The organism is Olivibacter sp. XZL3 (assembly GCF_004368405.1).
Taxonomy (GTDB): Bacteria; Bacteroidota; Bacteroidia; order Sphingobacteriales; family Sphingobacteriaceae; genus Olivibacter.
Window position 1 is genome coordinate 19804 of record NZ_SBJH01000008.1, and the last position, 23858, is coordinate 43661.

Below are 23858 nucleotides of genomic sequence, written 5' to 3' on the forward strand. Positions count from 1 at the left end.
ACATTAATTGGAACATTGCTTGTTGAGAGCATTGCTTTAAGGCGCAATTATTAACAAAACATTATATTATGCAAGAAAAAGGAAACATCTCAATTCATACCGAAAATATATTTCCGGTAATTAAGAAGTTTTTGTACTCCGATAACGAAATTTTTTTACGGGAGCTGGTGTCAAATGCAGTTGACGCCACACAGAAATTGAAAAGGTTAGCTTCCCTAGGGCAATATGCGGGAGAAGTAGGCGATACGACGATTGAAGTATCGTTCGATGAAACGGCAAAAACCATAACGATCTCTGACAAGGGGATCGGGATGACGGCTGAGGAGGTGAAGAAGTATATCAATCAAATCGCTTTCTCGGGTGCGACCGAGTTTATGGAGAAGTTTAAAGAAGCGAAGGACGCTAATGAAATTATTGGTCGTTTCGGATTAGGATTTTACTCAGCGTTTATGGTAGCCGATAAAGTTGAAATTCAGACCTTATCGTACCAAGACGGGGCACAAGCTGCTAAATGGGTATGTGACGGCAGTACCTCCTACGAAATCAGCGACGGTGAAAAGCCAAGTCGGGGCACGGACGTAATCTTGTATATTAATAAGGAGTCTGAGGAATTTCTGAACAAAGCGAAATTAGAGGAAATATTAAACAAGTATTGCAGGTTCTTACCGGTACCGATTAAATTTGGTACCAAAACGAATTCTGAACCGGATGGTGAAGACGAGGAAGGTAAGCCTAAGTATAAATCTGTTGAAGTTGATAATATCATCAATAACACCAACCCGGCTTGGACGAAATCTCCATCTGAACTGAAAGATGAAGATTATCTGAACTTTTATAGGGAGTTGTACCCTTTTTCTGACGAGCCCTTGTTTTGGATTCACCTCAATGTAGATTATCCCTTTAATTTAACCGGCGTTTTATATTTTCCGAAGATCAAAAACGATTTTGACTTACAACGTAACAAAATCAAATTGTTTTCGAGACAAGTCTTCATAACCGATGAGGTGAAAGATATTGTTCCGGAATTCTTGATGCTTTTGCACGGTGTTATCGACTCGCCTGATATTCCTTTGAACGTATCACGCAGCTTCTTGCAGGCAGACAGCAACGTAAAACGTATAAGCAATTACATCACTAAAAAGGTTGCCGATAAGTTGAGCGAGCTGTTTAAAACCGATCGCAAAGGCTTTGAAGAGAAATGGAAAGACATTGGTCTTTTTGTAAAGTACGGCATGGTAAGCGAAGATAAATTTGCGGAGAAAGCGAACGACTTTGCCTTGGTGCAAAATGTTGACAAGGAATTCTATACCTTAAAAGAGTATGCGGAAAAGGTAAAAGACCTTCAAAAAGATAAAAACGATCAAGTAATTTATCTTTATACAAATGATGCGTCCAAGCAAGACAGCTTTATTGCGGGGGCGAAATCAAAGGGATACGATGTGTTACTCTTCGATTCTCCGATCGATGGGCACTTTGTAAGTTACCTGGAACAGAAAGCTGAAAAAACGCAGTTAAAACGGGTTGACTCCGATGTGGTGGACAAATTGATTCAGAAGGACGAAGCGGTAGAATTGACTTTAACCGAGGATGAAAGTACCGCGGTGAAAGGGCTTTTCGAAAAAGCGATCCAAAAGGATAATATGAAGGTGGAGATTGCGGCGCTGGGCGCGGATGAAATGCCCGTGACTATCACCATGGACGAGTTTATGCGTAGGATGAAAGATATGGCGCAAAACGGTGGTGGAATGGGCTTCTACGGAAATCTGCCGGATAATTATAAGGTTTCCGTAAACGGTAACCACCCCTTAATCAAACGTATTTTAGCATCTGGCAACGAAGAGGAGAAAGAGAACTTGGCGAAGCAGGCTTTTGATTTGGCATTATTGTCAAATGGTTTGCTGACCGGACCCGAGCTGACAAATTTCGTAAAGCGGAGTGTGAGCTTAATCGACTAATTGCGAGGGAGCGTTGAACAAAAAAAGCAGTCTGAAAAACAGACTGCTTTTTTTGTTTATGAAAAATTGAAATTTTCTATCCTAGATAGGATTTCAATATTTTACTCCGTGAAGTGTGGCGTAAACGTTGCAAGGCTTTATCCTTGATTTGTCTAACGCGCTCCCTGGTAAGATTAAAAGTTTCTCCTATCTCTTCAAGGGAGAGTGGGTGGTTAGATCCCAGACCGAAGAACAACACGATGATTTCGCGCTCACGCTCAGTAAGCGTAGCCAGCGAACGTTTGATTTCTTCTGAGAGTGACTCGTCAATCAAATTGCTATCGGTATTCGGATCATGATTTTCCAATACATCCAGCAATGTGTTTTCTTCTCCCTGAACAAAAGGCGCATCCATAGAAACATGGCGTCCTGAATTACTTAGTGTGTCAGAGATCTTGTCTACCGTAGTTTCCAGAATATCAGCTAATTCTTCAGGAGAGGGCTCACGTTCGTATTCTTGTTCAAGGCGCGAAAAAGCCTTGCTGATTTTGCTTAGTGAACCTACCTGATTTAACGGTAAGCGAACAATACGTGATTGTTCAGCGATTGCTTGCAAGATAGATTGACGGATCCACCAAACAGCGTAAGAAATAAATTTGAAACCCTTGGTTTCGTCAAAGCGCTTCGCTGCTTTAATCAATCCTAAGTTTCCTTCGTTGATAAGATCTCCAAGTGTTAGTCCCTGATTTTGGTATTGCTTCGCTACCGAAACCACGAAACGTAAATTGGTTTTTGTTAAACGCTCCAAAGCAGCTTGATCGCCTTCCCTGATTTTCTGGGCAAGTATTACTTCTTCTTCTGCTGTAATAAGGTCAACCTTACCAATTTCATGCAAATATTTATCTAACGATTGCGATTCACGGTTAGTAATCGACTGGGTTATTTTGAGCTGTCTCATTAATTATTTATATGCCCCTTTCTTTAATAAAGTGTGCAAAAGTACAAAAATTATTTTTCTTATTAACGCTTGAAAAGCAAAAAAGTTGTCTGATTTTTAAGGTTTTACACAGTTTTTTTTGCAGTATTTCTACTGCAAAAAACGAGCCAAATACCGTTAGCGATGGGTTATGTCAGTTCGCCTGCCGCCATGGCGAATATATTATGAAGTAGTCGTGACAAAACTAGCCCAATTAACTAAGTCGTTACAATTATAGTGTCAGATGGATAAATAAAGGTAATATAATTTATAGCACGGGGAGCAGCGAAGTGAGCAAGGTGTAGAAGGCACCTGCGCGCTCGAAAGGTACTAGCAGGAGAAAAATTTCAGGGCACCTCAAGAGCCTAAAGCGTAGGGCTTACCGCCCACAAACTGCAGTTTGCATATTTTATTATTAATCCGTAGTTTTATAAGGAAACGCTTTTCTGGAAGACGTTTAACAAAAAATGAACCGTTACAATAATGAATCAACGCTATTATTCGCTGGATGTTTTCAGAGGAGCGACTGTTGCTCTTATGATTCTCGTCAACAATCCGGGCAGCTGGAGCTATGCCTTTTCCCCATTAAAGCATGCGCCGTGGCACGGTTGCACGCCGACTGACCTTGTATTTCCTTTTTTTCTGTTTGCCGTAGGCAATGCAATGGCTTTCGTGATGCCAAAGTTGCAGGTGCAGGGGCCAAATCTATTCTGGAAGAAAGTGTTGAAACGAACCGCCCTTATTTTTCTGATTGGCCTCTTGCTCAATTGGTATCCTTTTGTACAGTGGAGCAATGAAGCACTTTCGCTTAAATATTGGGTAAACCCAACGAATCCAGCCAGCGGTATCCGAATCTTGGGTGTTTTGCAACGAATTGCGCTCTGTTACCTTTTTGCTTCCATCTTAGTTTACTTTTTCAAGACAAAGACGATAATCTATTTAAGCGCTTCCGTATTAGTTCTTTATTGGCTCGCATGCGTCATTTTCGGTAGTCACGATCCCTATAGTCTGCAAGGTTGGTTCGGTACGAAGGTCGATATGGCGGTATTGCACACACCGCACATGTACAAAGGCGAGGGCGTGCCATTTGATCCCGAAGGCCTCGCTAGTACCTTTACAGCCGTTATACAGGTGGTTGTAGGTTTTCTAGTGGGAAAATACATCCGGCAAGGAGGGGAGACGGGGGAGGATCAACGTCCAGTATACAGAACGATTAGTGCCTTGATGGTTGTAGCGGCGATATTGACGCTCGCAGGTTTGACCTGGGGACTGGCTTTTCCTATCAATAAAAAGATCTGGACGAGTTCCTTTGTTCTTTATACCAGCGGATTGGCTATCACCACGCTCAGCGTGCTGATTTGGTTTTTAGAGGTCAAAGGGGTAAAGAATAGTGTCACTAAGTTCTTTGATGTTTTTGGTAAAAATCCCTTATTCATATTCGTGATGAGTGCCTTGATACCCAAAACGCTATCGCTTATCAGAATTGAACATGGATTCGATGAAGCTGGGAAACCGTCCTATACTTCACCATTGGGCTGGTTTTATTCAGCGATCTGCGCTAAATTTCCGGGCCCGCCGGAGGTGGGCTCGTTCATATACGCCATCTGTTTTCTGTCGTTACTCTGGATTATTTGTTATGTGATGGATCGTAAAAAGATCTATGTGAAGGTGTAAGCTGTAGATGGCGAGCTTTAAGGTGTGGGCCATCTGCTATAGGCTATATGAGCTAGTGGGCATCCCGATACTTAGCTGCCGTAGACAGGTCTGGCAACTGGCAACCGAGAACTTATACCTTATAAATCACAGCCTTCTTGCTGGAAACCAACAACATGAGTGCGGTTAAGGATCCATTCAGTAAAATTAGTTCAAATCCTACGACATAACCGACGGACGCTTTGAGCCAAGCATCAATAAAATAAGCGAGTACAGGGGATATCAGACAGATATAAGGAACCAGTTTGTCTTGTACAGACCGTTTCGAAAGCATGCCGAACGCAAAAAGCCCTAAAAGTGGCCCATAGGTATAGCCGGCCGCCACGAAAATGGCAATAACGACGGAATCATCATTGATGAGTCGAAAGACGAGAATAACAAGGAGCATGAGAAAAGAGAATACGAAGTGTACCGTGTTTCTCGTTTTGACGAGCCTGTTGTCGTTCGGATTTTCCTTTTTGTTGAAGTTTAAGAAGTCAACACAAAAGGATGTCGTCAGCGCAGTCAGTGCCGAATCGGTTGTCGCAAAGGTGGCGGCTGTTAGGCCTAACATAAAGATAATGCCTGGCACGATAGCCAAGTGATTGAGTGCTATCTCGGGATATAGATGGTCGGGTGTTCTCAGCTGCGTAATATCGATGTTGTTTTTTGCCGCGTAGACATACAAAAGGGCGCCGACGGAGAGGAAGAACAGATTGATGAAAATGAAAATACTGGTAAAGGTGAGCATGTTTTTCTGTGCTTCGCCGATTGTTTTCATGCTCAGGTTCTTTTGCATCAAATCTTGGTCTAAGCCCGTCATAGCGATAGTCACGAAGATTCCTCCCAGAAACTGCTTCCAAAAGTTGGCTTTGCTGCCCATAAAATCCTCCCAAAAGAACATCTTCGAATAGCTGCTGTTTTTGACCGTTTCAATCGTTTCAAAGAAGTTAAGATCCAAACTTTGCGCGATAAAGTAAATAGATAGGACGACTGAAAGCAAGAGGAAAAAGGTTTGTAGCAAATCGGTAATAATGATGGTCTTCAAGCCGCCCTTATGTGTATACAGCCAAATGAGCGTTAGGCATATAACGATGGTGAGGGCAAAAGGTACATGCCAGGCATCAAAAATGAACCGTTGTAAGACAATGGCTACCAAGTAAAGTCTAAAGGCGGAGCTGATGGTTCTTGAAATCAAAAAAATCATTGCGCCTGTTTTATAACTGTAAAACCCCAGGCGATGTTCCAGATAGGAATAGATGGATACGAGGCGCATCCGATAATATAGCGGTAGCAGCACCAAAGCGATAATGACGAATCCGACCGCGTTGCCCAGTACGAATTGAAAATACCCGAAGCTACCGTTGCCAACGGCCCCGGGAACGGATATGAAGGTGACACCGGATAAGGCAGTGCCTATCATCCCAAAGGCTACGACATACCATTTAGAGCTTTTATTTGCAATAAAAAAGGTAGCGTTATCTGCTGATTTACGCGAGGTCAAATAGGCTATTAAAACCAAAACCACAAAATAAATCAAGAGAAAACTAAGCAAAATGATGGGTGACATGACTTGAGAGACGATTTACAATTCGATGATATAATATTTAAATAGGACGTATTGCGGAATTAGGCGTGCTGTATATATTCGATGGCCTTTCTGACACTGCCGTATTTTTCAAGTAACTCATTCGCCTTTTCCTGACTAACACCGGTTTCTTCCATAATGATACGGGTCCCTCTGTTAAATAGTTTTGTGTTGGTCAATTGCATATCCACCATTTTGTTCCCTTTAACTCTGCCGAGTTTGACCATAACGGAGGTGCTTAACATGTTCAGTACCAATTTTTGGGCAGTGCCGGCTTTCATGCGCGTTGATCCGGTGACAAACTCAGGGCCGGTGATTACCTCAATAGGATATTGAGCGATCTCTGCCATTGGCGTATTCGCGTTACAAACGAGGCAGCCGGTGGCAATTCCCGCTTCGTTCGCTGCTTTGAGGCCACCGATTACATATGGGGTGGAACCTGAAGCTGCAATGCCGAGCACCACGTCTTTGTTATTGATACTATGTTCCTTCAGATCTTTCCAAGCTTGCTGTTTATCGTCTTCAGCAAATTCTACGGCTTTTCGAATGGCGGTATCTCCTCCGGCGATTAAGCCTACAATCCAATCAAACGGTACCCCGAAGGTAGGCGGGCATTCCGATGCATCTAATATGCCCAAGCGCCCACTGGTGCCGGCTCCAATGTAGAAAAGGCGACCGCCTTCTTCCATTTTTTCAACTGTGATTTTTACCAAGGCTTCAATCTGCGGAATTGATTTTTTTACTGCTTCCGGTACGCTTTGGTCTTCTTTATTGATGTTGGTCAGCAATTCATTCACCGACATCTTTTCGAGGTCATTGTAGTAAGATTCTTTTTCAGTCGTATTCTCCATTGTTATATTAACTATACAGTCAAATTAGCCTTCTAAGATATGCATTTTTGTGCGTTTTTATGGTGTAATGCTTAAAAACACGCATACTTTTGTTCAACGACGGGTCGTTATCTTTGAATCGGGATCCTTTGTCTGGTAAAAATTTATTAAACTATGTAATCTATTATTAACATGTTGTCTTGTCAATCATTTTTCCTTTTCCGGACTTCGTCTGATCAGCTTGATCAATTGTTCTCGCTGTAAAGTTAATTAATTGTCGTCCATGATTGTAGTTCATTCCCCTTATTTCTTTGTTGTGCTTGTTTGTTCAGATTCTTTGGCTGCTAATAGATAAATCAGTGATGCGCTTCCATCCATAGTCGGCTCGTTGGTACTGTAATCTCCATAGTCATCATGGTAAACAGCCAGATCGGATTGGAAGGCGGTGTATTCATCCGGGTTTACCAGTTCAATACCGATAAGACTATTGAAAATGCTGCTGTAAACCGGGCCGTCAACCAAAGCCCCGTCGACAGGGAAGTTTTTCAAGTGCGTAAAGGCAGAGTGAGGGTCAGTCGGCGTATCGCCTTTACTTGGCAAGCCATATACCATACTCGTTCCCCAGGGGTTGCAGCCGAAAAGCCAGTCGACATTCGCCTGCTCCAGTTCTTTATAAGAGCGATCAGCCGTCAATTTCTGGTACCATAGGCATTGGATGGCAAAGGAGACGGTCAGGTTATTGCTACACCAAATGAACGGAACCCCTCTAAAAAAGGCATTTTGCTTCGCCCTGGCCCATACTTTTTCGATTCCCTCACGGTAATAAGAAATAATTTCACGTCGATGTTGCCCGTCTAACTGCTTTGCGAGTTCAAAATGACCTAGATTGATGAAGGGGTACCACTGATAGTGGGCTGCGGTATCGGTTTCTAGCCAAGGTGTTATTTTCTCTTCCCTTGCATATCGCAGTGCTTCTTCCTTAAACCTTGATTCACCTGATACTAAAAAGTTGCTTGCGGCGGCTAGCTCCATATCGTCCACCCAATTGTCCTCGGCATAGATATATGGCGATTTCACAGAAACAGTTTGCGTAACTCCCGGTTTTATTTTAGCGAAATCGTATGCGCTCTGCGCTTTAGCCCGTACGGTCTCTATGTAGGAGCTGTCAATAGATGGGAAAACTATACTTGCCAGATTGAAGGCGCTGCTAAATTTAGCGGCGGTTGAGCTAGTACCAGTTGTATTGTTCAGCAATTTGCCTCTTTGCTGCACTTGGCCATCAATAAAATATACAGGTCGTTCATAGCCTCTTCCGTAAAAAGCGTCTTCGGCGGGCATGCGCATGCGGGCATGGTCGCGGTCGTCAGCTATCTGGTTGAACATCAGGTTTGGTGCCGGGTGCATCTTCAGTAGCCAATCCAAGCCCCACTTAGCTTCGTCCAGTACATCGGGAAGGCCATTGCTACCGTCGAGCCCGTTGGCTTGCTTCTGATCGCAAAACACGCTTGGGAAATCCCGATATGCCGCGAGTAAGTGATAGGTTGCATTTGCCGAGGTGGTTGCGTATTGCAGGTAGTCGGAAGCGTCATGCCATCCTCCGCCCACGTTTATTTTGGTGCTATCCGGTAAACCCGCTTTTGACGCATATAAGGTAAAACCGTCGTGTGTATGGCAACTGTCGTTCAAAAATGGGTTGAACAAACTGCGTTGTTGGCGCATATAGCGAAGCACAAAGTCGGCAGTTCCTTTGTACACATCTTCCGCAATGCGAAATATGGGCGATTGTGCATGGCCTGCTACGAGGTAAAAACTGCCTGTATCGATAAAGCCCGTGAAGTCTAAGCGATAACTTTGCTGAAAAGGGCCGTATGCGCCATAGGACCGTCCTGCTTCTTTGGTAAAAACTTTTCGGTTGCTGCGGGCATCTACGAGACTAAAGGAGCTGATCTCTTTTGGACTTAACGCGCCCCAAACCGCCACCTTTATACCCGCCGGATCATAACCGAGCTGATTAATACGAATCACCGCGTTTTGCCCTTGTGGAATCTTCTTAGACGCGCACGCACAGCATATGCTTAAGCCGAGGTAAAAAAGAATACGTTTCATTATTTGCGAAATTTCAATTGAACGATTTTACCGTCCATGGTGCTAACGGCCAATTTCTTTTTGTCTAGCGGCAAGATTGGATTTACTAAACAGTTGGATATTTTGTATTGCCAGACTACCTGTCCGTTGCTCCGTTCGATGGCCGACAGTAGTCCGGAATTACTTGGTACGAAGATGAGGTTATTTGACTCTACGATGGCGGTAGGTGCTAGCTCATAAGGCAGTTGAAGAGCCGATTTCCATATGACCTCCATGTCATCTGCCACGGTAGAGATGCCGATCAGCTGTCCGTCCATCGTTTTGGCATATACGAGCGATTGATCGGCCGAGAGCCCGATGCTTTCCCGAACGCGATAGTTATCCATTTTTTTTCGCCAGATCACCTTTCCATTGTCGGCATCCAAAGCAGTCATATAACGGTCTGGAGCTACAATAAAAACGCGGTTGTTGGCACCGACTGGATAACAGGCGGCTGGAGAAAACATTCTATTGGAGGCTCCGTTGGCCCAATGCCAAACCTTTCTTCCTGTATTGACATCCAGTGCATAGAACTCATTTCCCCAAGTGCCGAAATAGACCTTATTTTTATAGATAAGCGGTTTAGTAGATACATAGCCTTTCAATTCCCCGAACGACCACTTGATTTTTCCGGTATGGATGTCAATAGCCCGAAAAATACCGTCTGAACCGCCAATATAAGCGACGCCTCTGTGTATGGCGGGCGATCCGAGTACAGCCTTGTGAGTTTTGATTTTCCATTTTTGATGGCCGTCTTTCAGATCAATGCCATAGATATAGCTGTCGGAAGAGGCCGCCACCACCGTGTTTTTCCAGACGGCCGGTGTAGAATAGATTTTTCCTTGCGTTTGATAAGACCAAGTTTTATTTCCGGTTGCAATGTCGAGCGCATAGAGTTCGCCCGCAGTATTCGCTGCTACCAACTTGTTTTTAGCAACAGCCAAGCCCGCGCCTATGTCGCTCCGATCTTGGAAGTTCCATCGCTTTCTAACTTGTTTAAATTTTTCGTTTACAGCATAGGACGGCCTGGGATACACGTTGTTTTCATTTTCAAAGTGGTGATTTTTTAAGACGATAGTTAACCAGGGCGATTGCGTAAGGCTATCTGGATTTCTCTCCTGATAGACCGCTTGATCCGGGGAAATCAGCACGATATTATAACCACCGGTATTTTTTTTGGCTCGTAAGTTTGATCGTCCCATGACGCCAGAAATGCCCTCGAAATCATAGCTCCTATTTACGTGACCATGTCCGCAAAGAAAAAGTCGCACGTCGTGTTTTTTTATTCGGTCAATTGCCTCATACCAGTTGTTTAACGACGAATCTTGGGGATAATGGTTAACGTAGATTAGCGGTAGATTGTCGTCGAGCCTTAGGATTGAATCCAACCAAACCAAGTTTTCCCTTGGTATTTGTCCGGGGCTCATGCGCATATTAGGGCCCGAATTGGTGCCGGCAAAACGATAACCACCGTAGGTGAAATAAAAGGTTTCCGATCCAAAAACCTGCCGGAAGCTATTTCCGCCACTTTCCGACCAGTTTGCGTCATGGTTGCCGGGAACAGCGTAGTATGGAATTTGCAGGCTGTCGAGTATTTGCTTGGCCAGCTTTAGTTCATCGTCTGCACCGAATTCGGTTATATCACCCGAAACGATTACAAACTTCAGCTCTTTGTTTCTATTGATATCTGCCACGGTTCTTCGCAGGTCTTCTGCGCCTGTCTCGCTTCCCACATGCGTATCGGTCACGTGTGCAAACTGGAAACGCTGTGCATTGGCTTTTCCAAGAAAAAGAATAAGAAAAAGGACGACTAGTTTCTTCATCTATGATGATCAGTTTATGTGGCTCAAACAAGGTTTATGCCTGTTTTTTATTGCTAATGTTGATTAAACTATTCAAAATCAGGGTATAGGAGGTAGTTCTTTCTCATTTTTTTATAAGCTTCCAACTCCGGTTTCCAACTGTTTTTAATTTGCTCTTCAGTCATGCCTGCTTTAATCTGCTCGATCAGTTGGTTGTTGCCCGCCAGTTTGTTAAAGAAATCAGGACGGGCGAAAAACTTATCGGCTATACCGGCTTTTTTGAACAATTGATAGAAATCCAGCAAGTATTTAAGCGTAAAAGTAGCGCTTTCGGGGTCTTCATCACGTAGATCAAGCCCATAACAAGTTTTGCCTTGTTGTTCAACATGGGCACTCATTCCTGGTTTTGTGCCGGGTGTGAAGGAGAATTTTCCAAAAGAAGGATTCGGATAGCCCAATACCTGAAAAGGCCAGTCGGTGCCCCTTCCTACACTGACATCGGTAGCTTCGAAGAGACAAAGCGACATGTAGAGGCGGACGGAAATGTAATTTGGAAGGCTTGGGGAAGGGACGATCGGTAATTGATAGGCGGTTTGGTGATCCCAGTTTTTTACAGGTATAACGGTAAGGTCGCACTTCTTGCCTTTATCTAGCCATTCCTCGCCATTTATCATGTGGGCCAATTCGCCGACTGTCAGGCCGTGTATCATGGCGATTTTGTGATAGCTGATGTTAGATTTAAATTGATCGTCTTTTCTGACGGGCCCGTCTACTTGATCGCCATTTGGATTAGGACGGTCTAATACGATTATTTTTTTTCCATGGTTGGCACAAAGTTGCATAACCCGGTGCATAGACGTAATATACGTGTAAAAGCGAGCGCCTACGTCCTGTAAGTCAAACAGCATGACGTCGACCGTGTTGACAATGGAATCGGCTTTTTCATTCTTTCCATAAAGACTGTATAAGGGTAGGCCTGTTTTTTCGTCTACATCATTGGCCACTTTTTCGCCCCGCTCGATACTACCTCGGAAGCCGTGCTCAGGTGCAAAGGCAAATTGGAGATCGATATCGTTTGCTAACAGCACATCTACTAAGTGTTTATTGTCGGGGCCTACGACAGATGTCTGGTTACCCATAAGTCCGACCTTCTTGCCTTTTAACAGCGGGAGGTAAGCTTCTAGTTGATCCGCACCGGTTAGGATTTGATTCACCATTGCGCTGGGATTTTCTTTTTGTTCGGTGTTCTGCTTCCTTGAAGAGCCCTGCGAGCAAGACACCTGAAAAAAAGCCAGGACGGACATCAAAATAGAGAGAACTTCTAAGCGTTTCATATATTATATATCTAGTAAGGGTACTTCATTGAAACTCATTTCGGCAAAAGATAGGAATATTCTATGTTTTACCGAAATGGGTTTATTAGAGAAAGCGCGAGCTACCAACCTGGGTTTTGTTTTAATTCGAAGCCTTGATCGGCATAGAGTTTAATCTGATCCAGCGGAATAGGATCAAGATAAACGCGGTCGTTATTAAAGGCGCGGTACGCCTGCCGGGCTGCAGGTACGATATAGCCTTCTTCAGCTTCATTTTCGATGATTACATTCGACAAACTCGCGTAGTCCGCTCTACGGATCCAAGCACCTCTGTTAATGTCGGGCCGGTTGAAGTTATCGGTGTATTCCAGTTTTTTCCAGCGTTTTAAGTCGTTTAACCTAAAGCCTTCTAAGGCCAACTCGACGCGTCGTTCCCTTCTAATTTCCCATAAGATCCCGGGAATTTCTGCGTCTCTTTTGGGGTCATCATAAACTCTTCCGTTTACGGCGGCTGAACTCCCTACAAGTTGTAGCTGAGGTAGATTAACGCCCGGCCGATCCCGCAGAACGTTAATTGAGAGGTCTAAATCGGCTTGTGTGAGGGTGCCCAATTCTGCAGCGGCTTCTGCGTAATTCATCAAGACTTCTCCATAACGGATTACCGGTGCATCGGTAATATTTAAGTTAGATAATCCTTCATTCGCATCCTTGAGCGATTCATTTAAAAATTTGTGAACCACATAGCCGGAAGTGGAGTAATTTGCATATTGTAAAGCGGGGTCACCATTTAGTCGGATCTGAGTCGCAAAGGTTTCATTTATCCGCGGATCGCGGTCGGCCATCACATTTTGAATGGTTTTGTCGCCTCTATAATTCGGAGATTCGGTGATAGGAAGTCCGTCATTCATCAGGTAGCTTTCTATTAGATCTTTAGATACGCCGGTTTGAGCCTCTCTGTTTACATAGCTCATCAAGCTGTGCGTTATCTGCGCGCGGTCATATTGCCGATATAGGATAACCTCTGGGTTTCCCGCTAAACTAACCGAGCTAAACAGTCCGCGATAATCCGTATTAACGGAATATCTACCGCTTAAAATCAACTCATTAGCGGCCCATTTAGCGGCTTCCAAGTAGGCGGTAGCTTTCGCCTGATCGATATTGTGGTACTTTAAAAAGGTTCCTTCAAATAGAAATACGCGTGACATATAGGCAAGAACGACATCCTTATTGACTACCAATCCTTGTTGGCCGGTGTTAGCGTCTTCCAGTCGAACATGCTCGGCCGCAAATCTGAAGTCTTCCAGTACATGATCCATTACTACCGTACGCGCATCCCGCGGTTTGTAGAGTTCAGATGAATTTTCATCCAGAAGTCCATCGTACCAGGGTACATCGCCGAAAGCCTTTACTAAATTGGCATATTCGAGTCCGCGGAAAAACCTTCCAATGCCGGTCCAATGGTTGATCGCTTCCTCATCCATCGGCACTTGTTGGACGCGGTTTATCATGAGATTTGCTTTCCTTACGTTTTCAAAATCCCATCCTCCGTCGTTGGGGGGCACCACCGTGGTAAAGGTAGTGGGATTGGACGGCGCAAAGTCGTCGTTTAAAGACTGGCCGGAAAAGTAACCGCCCCAGCTCAAATCAAAGCCACTGGCATATCCTTTAAAGTAGAGGGGATAAAAATCCCAGGTATACAATCGGACATTACTTTCGCTTGTCCAAAACGTTTCATCTGTAGGTGTATCCAGCGGTAGCTTCTCTAAGAAGTCCTTTTTACAAGCTCCCAGGCCGAGGATAAATAGAAAGAGATATAATTGCTTTTTCATGTTTCTTTTCATTATAAACTAACTTGTAAACCAAATGAGATCGTCCTGCGATAAGGGTATACGCGGCCGAAGGATGTTTGGTCGCTCTGCTCGTCCGTGTAATCAACTTCCGGGTCGATAGGCATACCTACGTTAGCAAACTCAAATAGGTTTTCTCCGCTAAAGTACACTCTCACGTTTTGCAATTTAGCTTTTTGAACCAGGCTTGTGGGGAGGGTGTATCCGAAGGTTATATTCTTCATCCGTAGGTAAGAGAGATCCAATAAATATTTTGATTGTGTACGAAAGTTGAAAGCGTTGTTACTTTGTTGAGTGTTGACAATGCGTGGGTAAAAAGCATCGGTGTTTTCAGGCGTCCAATAGTCTGTTTGATGGCCGTAAAACGCCTCTGTGCGGTAACCTGGTATAAAGATTGGACCGGAGGCCCAGAAATCGCGTTTACCTACACCTTGGAAGAAGGCGTCAAAATCAAATCCCTTCCAATTAGCCCCTAATCTAAAGCCGTATTGATAACGTGGGGTAGTGTTTCCGATAACTTTCAAATCTCCATGATCATCAAGCGTCGATGATCCGTAGTCGATTTTGCCGTCGCCGTTGAGGTCTTTGTACTTAATATCTCCAGGACCATACTGAAACCAAGAGCTGGCGTTGTCTTCAATGGTATTTAATGGTCCCTGCACCGGAATACCATCTTTTAGAATCCATCGGCCATTTTCATCTTGGCCATTGAAGTCATCTTCGGTGAAGAAGCGGTCAGTCTCTAATCCCCAGATTTCGCCGATAATCTGTCCTTGATAATTGTTATCGATAATCCGATTGGTTGTATTTGCAAACTTGGTGATTTTTTCCTTAAAGTCGGACAAGTTACCGCTCAAATTCAGTTGAAAGCCGTTATCGAAAGTATGGCTCCAATCGATTGCCAGCTCCCATCCATTGGTTTGCAGTTCGCCATAGTTCCGTCGTGGGGCACTAGTTCCCAACGTGTTGGGTACGGTAAGTCCGGCGCTGAGCATATCGTTGGTTGTTCTTCTGTACCAATCAAAAGAGAAGCCCAAGCTGCTCTCGAAGAAGCGTGCATCCATACCGAAATCCAAGGTCGTTACTGTTTCCCATGTTAAAGACTGCGATACGAGCGGCGGCGTATTTACCGTCAGCATGTTTTGATCGCCCATCCACCAGTTGGAAGTCGACGGTGTCATTAAGGGTAAGAAGGGGTAAAAAGAACTAGGGTCGCTACTTCGTACAACGGCTTGGTTACCGATTGAACCGTAAGACCCGCGCACTTTCAAAAATGAAAAATACGGTTGTAGTGGTTTAAAAAATTCTTCTTCCGATACGACGTAACCCGCCGAAAAGGAAGGAAAGAAACCGTATTGATCACTTAATGGAAAACGCGAAGAACCGTCATATCTTCCATTTACTTCTACAAGATATTTGTTTTTGTATGCGTAATTGATCCGCCCGAATACACCGAGGGTCGACCAATGGCGATTAGCACCGTCCACAAATTGGTCGCCGGTTGCATAACCCAGTTCCGGCAGATTAGGATCTACAATGCCCATTCTTTTTGACATCTGTTCCTGCTCTTTAAAGGATTCAAGATCACCACCTACGATGAATTTCAGGTTATGATCGCCTATTTGTTTATTGTAAGTGGCAAAAAGCTTTCCCGTATTCATGTTTTTCCAATTCGAGTTATATTGGACATAATCGTAAGACGGGGACTGATAGTTCTCTAAATAATTGAGCGTTCCGGACCAGAAGTCGATGGCTGATGTAGTTCCTCCAATGTACTTAAGGTGTTGGTTGGTGGCAGAGTAGGTATAGTCGAAGTCGATAGTGAATCCTTCGAAAGGACGCAGCGTTACACCGGCTGACACCCGAGCAAATTGTTCTTTGTCCTGATTCATACTGCCCTGTTGAGTTTCCGTCAGGGCACTTCTGAAGGGCTGTCCTTCATAGGTGCCATAAGGATATGTGGCAGGCCACCGGTATAAATAATACCAAGGGCCGTAGGTCGCTGCAGAGAAGCTGAAAGGCGTTTCTATATCAGTGGTGGTAAACAAAACTTTTCCTCTGGCATCGATCCAGTCGTTAATTTTAGAATTGACGCCTAGCGACAAGTTGTAACGATCAAATTTATCTGGCTTTACTTTTAAAACACCATCTTGATTTTGGTAGCCTAGATTCAGGTTGTAACTCGTATTTTCACCCCCTCCGGTGAATCCCAGGTTATGTCGTTGTTGTGGCGTCCAAGTTTTCATGTAGCGTTCGTTTACGTCCCACGGCCGGTAGAAGAAAAGCTTATTGTCACGTATTTCAAAATCTCTTCCCATGACCATTTCGTCTCCCAAGCCCTTTCCATCGCCATAAGTGTTTATCCAGTCGCGCGTTTTTTGTATACCAATTTCGTCGTATGACATTCCCAATACGGTAAATTGATCAATATCCGGGTTGTTAGCTTGCCTGCGCATGGCCTCCAGCACCATTTCGGCACCTTCAACGGCACCGGCGATTTCAGGCGTTTGCGTAGGCGTTTGCCAACCGAAATTATTGGTGTAGGTAATACGGTTTGGCGTGTTCTTTTTTCCAGACTTGGTGGTAATTAAAATGACGCCCCACGCGCCCCGGGCACCGTAAATAGATGCAGAGGCGGCATCTTTTAGTACCGATATGTTTTCTATATCTTCTGGATTGACCATTTGGAGATTTTGGACTTCCACATTATCCACCAAGATTAAAGGCTGTGCGCCTTCTCCATTTAGGGAGCCTGAAAGGCCTCTTAGCCTGATTGTCGGGTTACGGCCAAGATCACCACTGGCGGTACTTACCGTTAGTCCGGGGGCAGCCCCTTGGAGAGCGCGGCCCACATCCGGCACGGGGCGTTGTCCGATGGTTTTTTCTACGTCGATCGTTGATACCGCCCCCGTGAGATTCGCTCTTTTTTGTGTGCCATATCCCACGACAACGACCTCATCCAGCGAAGTTTCTCCGGATTGGAAGCTTACGTCGATGGTATTTCCATCGCCGACGGTAATTTCTTGGGTATTGAAGCCGATGTATGAAAACACTAAAGTCTGGCCTTTTGAAACGACAATGGAGTAGGTTCCATTTTCATTTGTCTTGGTTCCCTGATTGGTCTCCTTTACAAGAACAGATACCCCGGGCAATGTCGACTGGTCTGTTGCCGAAGTTACCCTTCCTGTAACCGTTTTTTCCTGCGCCAAGACGGAGGTCGACGCAAAGAGCAATCCTATGAAAAATAGGAGCAATTCTTTCTTCATTTCTGGTTGATTTTTAGGGTTAATAAATGATACTCGTTTAATTGCATATTATGTTGATACAGTGTTTGCGTCTTATAATCCAGTAAGGCGCCCAAGTGCCTTACTATTAGTCCCGCATCTGCTTAAATAGGTAGTTATACTGCAATTGTGCAGTTTGTAATTGGTTCTTATGACAATAATACATAAACGTCTATTAACATGCAAGTTTATGCATATTTATTTTGTCTTGTATGCACAAATATGTATTAATTAGCTTTTAATATGCAATAGTATGCGTTATTTGTATCGTTTATGTTAAGTGTCTGCTATTATATTATGAATATGTTGGCGGCTGCATAGCGACGCTGTTCAGCGATCAAAGGGAAGAGAGAGAAGGAGAAATTTGCAAAAGGTAATTAGCGTTCTGAATATCTGTTTTGGATGAAAATAAAAAGAGCATGTATGAATCATACACGCTCTTTTTGGTCGGTGTTCGTGCTATGGCTGATCCCACCAAACCGGTTCATTCAGGTAAGTGGGGGCTGCCGCATTGGGATTGGCCGTCAAGACCTGTTCAATATTATAGTTGATCTCATAGCTCGGCACGGCGAACCTTCTGGGCCAGTCGTTTGGACTAGGGTATGCTTCGACGTAAGTATGAGCGGGTCTTTTAAAGCCTTTATAAATGCCTACGGTTTCATTATAGGAGCCTGATGCATCGGTGCAATAGTTCATCCTTCTTAAGTCGCACCACACCTCAGGAGAATAGGACAAGGCAATGTACTTTTGAATCATGACATGGCTCATTGTTAAATCGCCCGGGTTCTGTATGACAGAGGAGCTATTTAAGAACTGCTCAATTAAAGCGCCTTCGATACCGATAATCGACATGTGCGATCTTATGCCGGCTTTATAAGCTGCTAAAGCTTCTGCGGATTGACCGAGGCGGAGTTCAACCTCTGCTTCAATAAACCGCATTTCTGCGTTGGTTAATAACAGTCCTTTTCCACCTCGCTGGGTATACCAGGAACCGGTAGACAAAATACGGCCACCTTCTTCAGCGGCGCGCATTTGCACATATACAGAGTCTTTGCTCGAAAAGCTGTTTGATGCAGGACGGTAGCTATAGGATGCCGGACCCGTAAGCGGTAATGTCGATGCCATGTCGACGAATTGCGTCTGGACCAATTCTCCGGATGCGTTTTCCATATGAGGTATAAGCAGGTTTATACGCGGATCGGCCATGTTGCCTGTACCGCTGGGGGCTCCTGTATAGTCATTGCTCAAGTAATCATAATAAAGCTTTGTAACCCGGCCGGTCAAGCCAATGTTAACATACTGAAGGGCCGCTTTACTGTTGTCCGCAACTCCTTCTTCATCGACATATTGGATGATAGCACTTTGATCATCCGTTTGCGGAGCAGCAGCTAGTGCATCGAGAACGGCTTGTGGATTGTATTCTGGCCTTTTTACTAGATGGTTCAGGAAGCGGGCTTTTAATCCATTTGCCAAACGAATCCAATTGTCGACGTTCCCTTGGTTTAAAATATCGCCTTGTGCCAGGCTAGGCGCCGTAACTTCTTGTGTTTTCTGCAAATCCGCAATAGCTTCGTCTAATAGTGCTAACACCTTTTCCTGTACATAAGCGCCGTCATCAAATTTGGGCGTTAAGTTTCCAGCTACGTCAAACTCATCATAAGGCAGCATACCATAAAAATCGGCTAAATAGCCGAAGCCCCAGGCTTTAATGATCTTGGCAACACCGATATAGTGATAGGCGCCTACTTTCTCGGATGCCTCTATGAGCGGTTGCAGGTTCACCGCGGTATTTACATACCATGACTGCCACGGCCAGTTTGCGCTCGATGAATTGGAGTACCAGCGAGTAAGATTCCAGTTGTTACTGTTAGCATAAGTAACCGCAAGCTGTTGTGCTAAAAAGGCCACGCGCGTCCCTGCACTTTCATAACCATCGGCAAATTGGGCGATAATAGGCGGTAAGCGTTGTTCTGGAGCCGGAACAGAAGAGTTCGGGCTACTTGGATTATCGTTGATATCCAGCCATTTTTTACACGAAGTAAAAGCAACCGATAACAGGAGTAGATATATTGTCTTTTTCATTGTCTTCGTTTTGGAGTTAAAATCTAACATTTAAACCGAGTGCAAACCCGGCAGTAGCAGGTACACCTGCATAATCGATACCGACGGAACCGGAGCCCACAACGCCTGCGCCGGCAGCGCTCGTTTCCGGATCCATGCCTGAATAGTTGGTGAATAACAGCAGATTGGTTCCGGTTGCCGTGATCGTCGCGCCCTTTATCCATGGCGCCCTTTTAAAAACTTGATCAGGCAGCGAATATGCAAGTGAAACGGAACGCAGTCGCAACCAGTTTACGTTTTCAACAAAAAACGGCACGTTGTTAGCGTAAATATCTCTATAGTAACGCTCATCAGCAACTACTTCCCGGGTGACGGCTTCGTAGCTTTGCGTTTCGGGATTTAGTGACATACCGCTAAAGCTTACTGTGGTTCCTCTATTTTCGGTTAGTTTACTTATACCGTTAACGGTCATTAGGTATTCAGTGGCGTTGTAGATATCGCCACCTTTACGAAAATCGAGCAAAAAGGAGAGATTCCAATTTTTATAGGTAAAGCTGTTGTTAAATCCGCCAATAAAATCAGGCTCGCGATTGCCAATATACGTAGTAGTTAACGTACTCGTCAAAGGATAACCGGTGTTCCAATCCAATAAAAGGTTTCCGTTGTCGTCAGTTTGCCATTTTGAACCGCTGATGCCCATAAAATCACCATTTCCAAACGATGCTGCTTTGCCATTACCTACCTGTACGTCCGTAACGTATAAAATCGGTAAAGAACCGGGCAGCTCTTTTACTATTCCATTGTTATGTGAGAAATTGAGGGTAGCATCCCATTGGAAATTGTCGCGTTTTATAGGCGTGGCGTTCAGGGTTATTTCGATACCTTTATTTTCGAGAACACCGGTATTGACCGAGCTCAAAATATAACCCGTTGCATTACTAACACGTGGCGTCAAAATTTGGTCGACACTTTTGTTGTGGTAATATGTAAAATCTAAGCCCAGTCGTCCTCCTAAAAATCTGAGGTCTGTTCCGAACTCATAGGAGCTTGTGGTCTCTGGTTTTAGTAAGTCATTCCCGCGCGACCAATAGTTTCGGTAACCGCCACCGATTGTTAGTTCAGGCCCGAAGAGGTAGGTGTCGGTTTGATAGGCAGCGGCGTCTTTTCCTACCTGGGCATAAGAGGCCCTTAATTTTCCGAAGGACAGGATGTCGCTTTTGGGAAGAAGCTCGGTGAACACAAAGCTTCCGCTTACAGCAGGATAGAAAAACGACTGGTTTTGTTCTGGAAGGGTAGAAGACCAGTCATTTCGGCCCGTAAATCCTAAATAAACGATGTTTTTGTAGGACAATCTAAAGTCGCCGTAAACGCCGACTAGTCGCTTCCGATTGATTGTTTGCGTATAGTATTGATTGTCATTGGAAGCGTTATTAATGTCCACGACAGACGGGATTTCAAACTGTTCCGCTCTGCGTGAATTGGAAGTCAATTTAGTATCTTCAGTAGTCGTTCCCAAGACGAGGCTGGCATCCCAGTCGTTAAAGGTTTTGTGGAAATTTAACATCAAATTTGAGTTGATGTAGTTATAAGCTCGATCTGTTTGTGAGAGCATACCTCTTTGCCAAGCGAGTTTGACACTGGAACCAGGCGAAATCAAACTGCTGAAATTCGTTGTATAGTTGTCGATTCCGAGGCGGTAAGTTGCATCAAACCAATCCGTAATTTTAACGTTTGTATAGGCAGTGGCAATGAGCCTGTTGTTGCGATCGTTCTGTGGGTTTTTGTTAATAATCCAATAAGGGTTGTCGGTGTTGTCTTCTAAGGCCACATCGGGGAGTAATAGCTTGTTGCTGCCATCTGGGTTTAACCAATCTTTCATGTTGTTATTCCGTGGCCACGACAAGATACTTTCCATGTATCCGCTACCGCTAGATCCCCATAAGCCGGTGCCCGTCAATGTTTTTTGTGACTTGCTTACCGCATACGAGGCATTAATGCCGAAGGTGAAAATGCCCATTTTCTGTTCGCCGTTGAAGCGTACGGTAGACCGTTCAAAATTTGTTGTAGGGACTACACCCGATTGGTTTAAATTGGAGCCGGATAAATAAAAGTTTCCGTTCGCACTACCGCCCGAAACGCTGAAGCTATTATCGTAGGCATGAGCAGTTTCGAAAAAATCACCCATATTGTCGTAAATAGCTTCACCGGCCTCGAATCTATCTCCCCATGAAAGTGAGGTTTGATCCGTAAATTCTGTGCCATAGTAAGAGCCTTGCTTATAAAGACCTTGTTGTTCCGGTAAGCGATTGACCCAGTTGGTCATGAACCGCGAGGTAATAGAAGCTGTGGTAGTCCCTTCTTTCCCTTTTTTTGTGGTAATGATGATGGCACCGGCGGCAGCCCGTAATCCGTACAAGGCAGCAGCAGCAGGCCCCTTTAACACTGAAATCGATTCGATATCTTCCGGGTTAATATCCATTGCCCGGTTGCTATTGGTAGTCGATATATTGACAGAGCCATCGAAAGCACTGTTGTCTCCCTGTCCCGTAGAATTATCCATGGGCATTCCATCAATAACAAAGAGAGGCTGGTTGTCCCGTTCCAATGATGTGCCGCCGCGCAGTACGATTGAAGCTGAAGCTCCGGGTGCGCCGCCGGAGTTCGTGACATTGACGCCAGCTATCTTGCCATTTAGGGAATTGACGAGATTAGCGTCTTTGTTTTTTAAAAGCTCGTCAGACTTTATGTCTTGCGCGGCATAGCCTAGACTTCGGGTTTCGCGCCTAATACCCATGGCAGTTACTACTACTTCGTTGAGGTCGGCACTTGCCGATTGAAGCGACACGTTGATTACATTGTTCGTGCCAACCGTGACTTCTTGTGTTTCTGAGCCGATATAGCTAAAGGATAAGACCTGTCCGGTGTCAGCCTGGATGCTGTATGAACCTTCGCTGTTGGTTTGCGTTCTTGTACTCGAACCTTTCACCGAAACGGTCACTCCGGGAAGGGGCTGTCCTGCTGGATCACTTACCTTTCCGGTAATTGCTTTTTGCTGCGCCAGTACCTGGGCAAAAACAAAGAACAGTCCTAGCATAGAGAGGAGTAGTTTTCTTTTCATGTTTTTGATTTTAGTGGTTGATATGTATGGATTAATTAAAATAAACTAACAGCAAATAGCACCTAAAGAGCAAGTCCCATCTTACACTTTATATTTATCCCTGACAGTTTACCGGTTTTATAATTTTAAGCAGGGTCAAAGCCCTGTTTCTATTACAAGAATATCGAGATTTTTTATTTATTGCAAATTTGTGCGGTATTTTTTTACTTACATATACGAAAATGCAGTTTTTAGCAAAGAAAGATGCGTCTATTTACCGTATTGATCGGTTTGTTGGCCTGTTTTTTTCACGTTTAAAAGTTGCAGGTAGCATACTTCTGCTTTATATTGACCAACCTTCGGTTTATTATCTTCCCAAAACTTTTATATTTACACTTCTTAAGTGTTAAATTGACCAACATGCTAAAAGAAGAAAGACAAGCCTTTATAATGCACGAAGTAAACCTACACAACAAGGTTTTATCATCTGACTTGAGTATACAACTTAATGTATCGGAGGACACGATAAGAAGGGATCTGAACGAATTGGCAGAAAGTGGAAAAGTACTAAAAGTGTACGGTGGAGCTTTATCCAAATCGTTTCAATACCCTTTCCAGGACAACGAAGTTTATGCGCGGGAGTCAAAAAAGACAATCGCACAAAAGGCGATTACGCTTATTCAAGATGGGATGGCTGTATTGCTGGGTGGCGGTACTACCATGTTGGAACTAGCGAGAACCTTGCCGGAAAAGATGCAGTGTACTTTCTTTACGATCAGTCCACTTGTTGCATTGGAACTGGCAGAGCGCTCCAGCGATGACGTGATATTGATAGGAGGGAAGCTGGCCAGGAACACCAACGTCACTATCGGTTCGCAGGTTATCAATCAGCTTTCGGAAATTCGGGTTGATCTTTGTTTGTTGGGCACCAACAGTTTGTCGGTGGAAGACGGCGTAACCGATTCCGATTGGGAGGTGGTGCAAATAAAGAAAGCGATGTTGCGTTGTTCACAGAAAACCGGCATCTTAAGCATAGCAGAAAAGTTAAATTCCGTACAAAAGATGAAAGTCTGTAATGTAAATGCGATCGATTACCTTGTTACGGATTTAGATGCAAAGCACGATAGTTTAAGTAGGTTTTCTCAGGTTGTTAAGGTGATTTAACAGGCGTTGTTTCGGCATAACTGGCTTGGCCCTCATGCTGCCGAAGCTCATTTAATGGCTTTTTTGTAACAAAAGTCAATGTAACGTCTTTATTTCGCGGTTTTTTTGAAGTTGTGCAGTCAAATAAGTAATATTGTTTAACTGAA

Annotated in this window: 13 protein-coding genes; 3 read left to right on the forward strand and 10 right to left on the reverse strand. The window is 44.3% G+C overall.

The window, feature by feature from the left end:
* The first annotated feature begins 68 nt into the window (after positions 1-68).
* Positions 69-1955 (forward strand): molecular chaperone HtpG, encoded by a 1887-nt coding sequence (htpG, locus tag EPX21_RS02520; protein ID WP_134088114.1) that lies wholly within the window; start codon positions 69-71, stop codon positions 1953-1955.
* Between the two features lie 76 nt (positions 1956-2031).
* Here htpG and EPX21_RS02525 read toward each other — a convergent pair whose 3' ends face one another.
* The gene (locus tag EPX21_RS02525; protein ID WP_013666518.1) at positions 2032-2892 is read right to left on the reverse strand and encodes an RNA polymerase sigma factor RpoD/SigA; all 861 of its coding nucleotides are present in this window, start codon (positions 2890-2892) and stop codon (positions 2032-2034) included.
* 501 nt (positions 2893-3393) lie between these two features.
* On the opposite strand from EPX21_RS02525, the gene EPX21_RS02530 reads away from it, so the two are divergent.
* Positions 3394-4584 carry an acyltransferase family protein gene (locus EPX21_RS02530; protein WP_134088115.1) on the forward strand — a complete coding sequence of 397 codons (1191 nt, stop codon included), beginning with the start codon at positions 3394-3396 and terminating at the stop codon, positions 4582-4584.
* Positions 4585-4696: 112 nt separating this feature from the next.
* On the opposite strand, the gene EPX21_RS02535 is transcribed toward EPX21_RS02530, so the two are convergent.
* From EPX21_RS02535 to EPX21_RS02575, 9 genes are all read right to left on the reverse strand, one after another.
* The gene (locus EPX21_RS02535) at positions 4697-6172 is read right to left on the reverse strand and encodes a sodium:solute symporter (RefSeq protein WP_134088116.1); all 1476 of its coding nucleotides are present in this window, start codon (positions 6170-6172) and stop codon (positions 4697-4699) included.
* A 59-nt stretch (positions 6173-6231) separates the two neighbouring features.
* Positions 6232-7041, reverse strand: a complete 810-nt coding sequence (gene murQ / locus EPX21_RS02540) for an N-acetylmuramic acid 6-phosphate etherase (RefSeq protein ID WP_134088117.1) — start codon at positions 7039-7041, stop codon at positions 6232-6234.
* A 282-nt stretch (positions 7042-7323) separates the two neighbouring features.
* Positions 7324-9126 carry a glycoside hydrolase family 9 protein gene (locus tag EPX21_RS02545; RefSeq protein WP_134088118.1) on the reverse strand — a complete coding sequence of 601 codons (1803 nt, stop codon included), beginning with the start codon at positions 9124-9126 and terminating at the stop codon, positions 7324-7326.
* A complete protein-coding gene (locus EPX21_RS02550) occupies positions 9126-10967 on the reverse strand; it encodes a PQQ-binding-like beta-propeller repeat protein (RefSeq protein ID WP_134088119.1) in 1842 nt (613 codons plus the stop codon). The genes EPX21_RS02545 and EPX21_RS02550 overlap by 1 nt, the downstream gene beginning before the upstream one ends.
* A gap of 68 nt (positions 10968-11035) precedes the next feature.
* Entirely contained in the window at positions 11036-12280 is a 1245-nt protein-coding gene (locus tag EPX21_RS02555; protein WP_134088120.1) for an exo-beta-N-acetylmuramidase NamZ domain-containing protein, read from the reverse strand.
* Positions 12281-12381: 101 nt separating this feature from the next.
* Positions 12382-14088: a RagB/SusD family nutrient uptake outer membrane protein gene (locus EPX21_RS02560; RefSeq protein WP_134088121.1), complete on the reverse strand. Its 1707-nt coding sequence runs from the start codon at positions 14086-14088 to the stop codon at positions 12382-12384.
* A gap of 11 nt (positions 14089-14099) precedes the next feature.
* Positions 14100-17372: a TonB-dependent receptor gene (locus EPX21_RS02565; RefSeq protein WP_134088122.1), complete on the reverse strand. Its 3273-nt coding sequence runs from the start codon at positions 17370-17372 to the stop codon at positions 14100-14102.
* Between the two features lie 477 nt (positions 17373-17849).
* Positions 17850-19472 carry a SusD/RagB family nutrient-binding outer membrane lipoprotein gene (locus EPX21_RS02570; RefSeq protein ID WP_134088123.1) on the reverse strand — a complete coding sequence of 541 codons (1623 nt, stop codon included), beginning with the start codon at positions 19470-19472 and terminating at the stop codon, positions 17850-17852.
* 16 nt (positions 19473-19488) lie between these two features.
* Positions 19489-22569 carry a SusC/RagA family TonB-linked outer membrane protein gene (locus EPX21_RS02575; RefSeq protein WP_134088124.1) on the reverse strand — a complete coding sequence of 1027 codons (3081 nt, stop codon included), beginning with the start codon at positions 22567-22569 and terminating at the stop codon, positions 19489-19491.
* Between the two features lie 399 nt (positions 22570-22968).
* Here EPX21_RS02575 and EPX21_RS02580 point away from each other — a divergent pair, with 399 nt between their 5' ends.
* Entirely contained in the window at positions 22969-23712 is a 744-nt protein-coding gene (locus EPX21_RS02580; RefSeq protein WP_134088125.1) for a DeoR/GlpR family DNA-binding transcription regulator, read from the forward strand.
* The last annotated feature ends 146 nt before the right edge of the window (positions 23713-23858 follow it).

Coding starts and splice junctions, on each gene's coding strand:
- EPX21_RS02575 (WP_134088124.1), bottom strand. CDS start 22,569: ATGAAAAGAAAACTACTCCTCTCTATGCTAGGACTGTTCTTTGTTTTT.
- EPX21_RS02560 (WP_134088121.1), bottom strand. CDS start 14,088: ATGAAAAAGCAATTATATCTCTTTCTATTTATCCTCGGCCTGGGAGCT.
- EPX21_RS02525 (WP_013666518.1), bottom strand. CDS start 2,892: ATGAGACAGCTCAAAATAACCCAGTCGATTACTAACCGTGAATCGCAA.
- murQ (WP_134088117.1), bottom strand. CDS start 7,041: ATGGAGAATACGACTGAAAAAGAATCTTACTACAATGACCTCGAAAAG.
- EPX21_RS02555 (WP_134088120.1), bottom strand. CDS start 12,280: ATGAAACGCTTAGAAGTTCTCTCTATTTTGATGTCCGTCCTGGCTTTT.
- EPX21_RS02530 (WP_134088115.1), top strand. CDS start 3,394: ATGAATCAACGCTATTATTCGCTGGATGTTTTCAGAGGAGCGACTGTT.
- htpG (WP_134088114.1), top strand. CDS start 69: ATGCAAGAAAAAGGAAACATCTCAATTCATACCGAAAATATATTTCCG.
- EPX21_RS02565 (WP_134088122.1), bottom strand. CDS start 17,372: ATGAAGAAAGAATTGCTCCTATTTTTCATAGGATTGCTCTTTGCGTCG.
- EPX21_RS02535 (WP_134088116.1), bottom strand. CDS start 6,172: ATGTCACCCATCATTTTGCTTAGTTTTCTCTTGATTTATTTTGTGGTT.
- EPX21_RS02570 (WP_134088123.1), bottom strand. CDS start 19,472: ATGAAAAAGACAATATATCTACTCCTGTTATCGGTTGCTTTTACTTCG.
- EPX21_RS02550 (WP_134088119.1), bottom strand. CDS start 10,967: ATGAAGAAACTAGTCGTCCTTTTTCTTATTCTTTTTCTTGGAAAAGCC.
- EPX21_RS02545 (WP_134088118.1), bottom strand. CDS start 9,126: ATGAAACGTATTCTTTTTTACCTCGGCTTAAGCATATGCTGTGCGTGC.
- EPX21_RS02580 (WP_134088125.1), top strand. CDS start 22,969: ATGCTAAAAGAAGAAAGACAAGCCTTTATAATGCACGAAGTAAACCTA.